The following is a 3,538-nucleotide window of genomic DNA, read 5'->3' as shown; positions in this document are numbered from 1 at the left end:
CTCAATGGTCATAACTCCTCAGTAAAAGTAGTCACCATTACTCCCAATGGACAGCAGGCGATTTCCACTTCTGATGATAGTACCCTCAAAATCTGGAGTATCGCAACAGGAGAATTCACTGCCACTTTCACAGGGGATAGTTCCATTAATTGCTGTGCAGTTGCACCAGACGGCATGACAATTGTGGCAGGCGAACAATCAGGTAGGGTGCATTTTTTGCGTCTTCAAGGGATGAGAGAGGAATGAGGGGAGAAGTAATTTTATCTGCCAAAGATTTCATTGACGGTAATGTTTACATTAGGGAAAGCTTTAATTGATAAAGTTTGACCGCTAGTGAACTTTTGAATATGCTGATATCTTGCGGCTGTCGGTTGTTGATAAACTTCCACAATTTGCTCGTTAATATCTACTAACCAAACTTCAATTATGTTTGCTTCTGCATATAAAGGAATTTTCTCTTCTCGGTCATACATCACAGTCGAATCAGATACTTCAATTAGTAAAAAAATATCCTGGGGTTGGGGGTGTCCAGTGGCGTAGAAATCATCACGGGGTTTAAGTAATGCGACATCTGGCTGAGGTTCTGAGTTATTGTTCACTTCCACAGGGTCTTGAATAGCAATGAGAACTCTATCCCGTAACTTCTCAGACAAGAGTTTGTTTAACCGTTTCACACAAGCAGCGTGTTTTGTTCCAATCGGCGACATCTCAATTATCTCTCCCCGAATCAATTCCACCCGGTCATCTTCTGTGAGAATCCCCGACTTAACCATCTTATGATATTGCTCAACCGTAAATTTTCGTCTTAGCAATTGTACAGTCATGATCACCTCTACTGTTGCCTCATCTTTTAATTATTCCTCACAATTATGAACTCACCACCTAAACCACCCACTGCAATCAATTCCAGAGGACATCCAACGGAGTTTGAGCAAATCATTCAAGAAAAAAGCCAAAACTTTGTCGGTCGTGAATTTGTCTTCTCGGCTATTAACAACTTTCTCCACCGCCATAACCAGGGTTACTTCACCATTATTGGCGCACCCGGTAGTGGTAAAAGTGCCATCCTCGCTAAATATGTGACAAACAATCCTCAAGTTATTTATTACAATGCCGAACTTGAGGGTAAAAATCCTGCTGACGAATTTCTCATAAATATCTGCACGCAACTCATTAATCAATACTCGCTTAATTACACCTCTCTCCCTGATAACGCCATAGAGGGAAGTTGGTTTTTCTCTAGTCTTCTCCAGCAAATCAGCGATGAGTTAGAACCTAATCAAAAACTGATAATTGCCATTGATGGGTTGAATTGCATTGACCGTAACAGCCAACCACCTGGTACAAATCTGTTTTATCTCCCTCGCTATCTCCCAGATAAGGTCTATTTTCTCCTCACTCGTAGACCTTTCTTGCGGGAGAAGTCGGGTTTATTAATTGAAACACCGTCGCAAAGTCTTGATTTGGCAGATTATCCAGAAGAAAATCGGCGGGATATTCAAGCGTATATTCAAAATTACCTAACCCTTCAACAGATCCCCCCAACCCCCCTTGAAAAGGGGGGCAATATTTCTCCCTCGTTAAGGGGGAATCTTAAATCTTGGCTAAGTAATCACCAGATTAGTGAGCAAGAATTCTGTGATCGCCTCACCACTTTGAGCGAAAATAATTTTATGTATCTCAGTCAGGTAATAAGTGCGATACCTTCTCTACGAGACGCTACGCGTAGCTTGCTTCCACGTAGGGGTACGGTAAGCGTTGCTAACGCAGAAAATTTCTACCCGGAATCTTTCCAGTCCAATCAACTCCCGCCTGGTTTAGAAGCATATTATCAGCAGCATTTACACAAAATGTTTCCACCCAAACAAGACACGGAACATAGGACAGATGTGTTAAATGTCTTAATACAGCAGCAAAAAGCAATATCAGTAGATGCGTTGGCGCAGACCACCGCAGCGATCGCACAAATCATTGATACTGATGAGTATGAAGTTGAAGAAGTGCTAGAAAATTGGCTAGAGTTCTTACAACAACAAATCGCCTCAGAAACTCATTACAGTCTCTATCATTCCAACTTTCGAGACTGGCTACGTAAACAGCAAATAAAACCTTCTGATAAATTTTCCTAACCCTCTCCATTAATAGAGAGGGTTAGTATCTTAAGAATGGAGCTAAGCGGATTCGAACCGCTGACCCCCTCAATGCCATTGAGGTGCGCTACCAACTGCGCTATAACCCCTTAAAATCCATTATATATAATGGCTTGAATATTGGTACTTTGTCAAGCTTTTTGTAGAAACTAAATTTAAAATATCCTTTCTACCACTGGGCACTCACAACGACACTTGCAACAAATAGGTCATACAGTGCCCCATCAAAAAGTAAACTACTAACATGGCAGCAGCAGCCAGAGCAACTAATGTACCAGCCAGCATCAGAGAAAATTCTTTACTCTCGTAGGCTCTTTCCATCAAGTGCAGTGACCACGCCACCAAAGCTACATCAAAAAGTAAAATAGGAAGCAACATATTTTTTAATATTTGTTAATACTTGTAAAATAATATTAACACCCTTTTCAGGAAGTGTGCCTAACCTTAGATAGATGTCATTAAATGCTAAATAGTAAGTTAAGAGAATGTTCTTACTGGCACGTTGCGATCGCGCAAGTAATTTTTGATTTCTGCTACGCTTAATTGTCCGTAATGTAACAGGGATGCGAGTAATGCCGCTTCAGCTTTGCCTTCAGTTAGGGCTGTGTAGATATGTTCACAATTACCTGCACCACCAGAAGCAATAACTGGAATTTCTACAGCATTGGCAATTGCCCGTGTAATCTCAATATCATACCCTGCTTGGGTTCCATCAGCATCCATACTTGTTACTAGCAGTTCACCGGCCCCCCGTTTTTCAACATCTTGTGCCCAAAGTAGAGCATCTAAGCCTGTATTTTCCCTGCCACCCCGCACATACACATCCCAACCTGGATTCTCCGGGTTATTTCTGCGTCTGGCATCAATAGCAACAACTATGCACTGATTACCAAAGCGATCGCTTGCCCGATTGATCAAGTCTGGATCACGCACCGCCGCAGAATTAATACTAACCTTATCTGCGCCTGCTCGTAACAAAGCTTTAACATTTTCTAAGGATTGAATGCCACCACCCACAGTCAATGGAATAAAGACCTGTTCAGCAGTTCGGTAGACGACATCTAAAATAGTAGCTCGGTCTTCATGAGTAGCTGTAATATCCAGAAATACTAACTCATCAGCACCGGCTTTGTTGTAAACCTTGGCCAGTTCTACCGGATCGCCTGCATCTTGGAGATTTACAAAGTTAACTCCTTTGACAACCCGTCCCGCCTTCACATCTAAGCACGGTAAGATTCTTTTAGATAACATAATAACTTTTGTACTTCTGGGTAATTGACCGGAATTTAAATTTTAAATTGGCGCGGGTATTCTCAAACTTAAATTTTCACGGGCATTGGGCATTGGTTCTTCTTTCTCCCCCTGATAGGCCTGCGGGCTCGGCTGCC

The 3,538-nt window shown here is 42.1% G+C and carries 5 protein-coding genes and 1 tRNA gene; 2 read left to right on the top strand and 4 right to left on the bottom strand.

The features are described from left to right. A partial coding sequence (locus ACFE90_RS37140) for a WD40 repeat domain-containing protein (protein ID WP_375507233.1) occupies positions 1-246 on the top strand: 246 nt, incomplete at its 5' end. Positions 247-260: 14 nt separating this feature from the next. On the opposite strand, the gene ACFE90_RS37135 is transcribed toward ACFE90_RS37140, so the two are convergent. Continuing rightward, positions 261-824, bottom strand: a complete 564-nt coding sequence (locus tag ACFE90_RS37135) for a Uma2 family endonuclease (RefSeq protein ID WP_375507232.1) — start codon at positions 822-824, stop codon at positions 261-263. 45 nt (positions 825-869) lie between these two features. Here ACFE90_RS37135 and ACFE90_RS37130 point away from each other — a divergent pair, with 45 nt between their 5' ends. Continuing rightward, the gene (locus ACFE90_RS37130; RefSeq protein WP_375507231.1) at positions 870-2,129 is read left to right on the top strand and encodes an ATP-binding protein; all 1,260 of its coding nucleotides are present in this window, start codon (positions 870-872) and stop codon (positions 2,127-2,129) included. Between the two features lie 37 nt (positions 2,130-2,166). Here the strand turns inward: ACFE90_RS37130 and ACFE90_RS37125 are convergent. From ACFE90_RS37125 to hisF, 3 genes are all read right to left on the bottom strand, one after another. After that, a tRNA-Ala gene (locus ACFE90_RS37125) sits at positions 2,167-2,239 on the bottom strand. A 94-nt stretch (positions 2,240-2,333) separates the two neighbouring features. Next, positions 2,334-2,528, bottom strand: a complete 195-nt coding sequence (locus ACFE90_RS37120; RefSeq protein WP_100901219.1) for a hypothetical protein — start codon at positions 2,526-2,528, stop codon at positions 2,334-2,336. Positions 2,529-2,627: 99 nt separating this feature from the next. Further along, positions 2,628-3,401, bottom strand: coding sequence for an imidazole glycerol phosphate synthase subunit HisF (gene hisF, locus ACFE90_RS37115; protein ID WP_375507230.1), 774 nt, complete (start codon positions 3,399-3,401; stop codon positions 2,628-2,630). Between the last annotated feature and the right edge of the window lie 137 nt (positions 3,402-3,538).

Source organism: uncultured Nostoc sp., assembly GCF_964245445.1.
In the GTDB taxonomy this organism is placed as follows: Bacteria; Cyanobacteriota; Cyanobacteriia; order Cyanobacteriales; family Nostocaceae; genus Nostoc.
The sequence above is the reverse complement of the archived record's forward strand: the minus strand, read 5'-3'. Positions and strand labels throughout refer to the sequence as shown.